This window comes from Rhizobium sp. 05L429 (assembly GCF_056397645.1).
In genome coordinates this window covers 1-547 of record NZ_JBFTNV010000090.1, presented here as the reverse complement: position 1 = coordinate 547, position 547 = coordinate 1, and the positions used below count along the sequence as shown (strand labels likewise).

Below are 547 nucleotides of genomic sequence, written 5' to 3'. Positions count from 1 at the left end.
CGATACGATCTACGATGCCCGCGGTAATGTGCAGCAGTCATCGATCGTGCGCTTTGTCGGTGAAACGGCGCAATGGACGGTCAACAGCTACGATGCGCTCGACCGGATCACGAAGAGCGTCAATCCCKACAGTACATTCAAAACCTACGACTATTACACCTATCTCGATCCGATCCCGCTGTCGTCGAACATCGCAAATTATTACGTCAACTGGTACGATGAGCTGGGGCTGCGCCATCCCTACACGATCAGCACCTGGGGCGATAAGATCTTCATCTCGGACCATTCGGACAAGGTCGCAGACGTATCGAAGACTACCATGCGATACAGCGCCACCTTCGATGCGCTTGGCCATCTGGTGAAGGTGCAGGATCCGGGTGGGGCGGTCTGGACCTATGCCTACGACCTGCTCGGCAACCGCCTGACGGCGAGCGATCCTGACCTTGGGAATTGGTCTTACGCTTATGATGATGCGAACCGGTTGGTCTCGCAGGTCGACGCCCGCGGTGCGGTCACCTTCCTGACCTACGACCAGATGGGCCGTGTA

At 57.0% G+C, this 547-nt stretch carries 1 protein-coding gene; it reads left to right on the top strand.

What is annotated here, in order from left to right:
* Positions 1 to 547: RHS repeat domain-containing protein (locus tag AC1DNW_RS35445; protein WP_477855821.1), on the top strand; the 547-nt coding region annotated here is incomplete at both ends.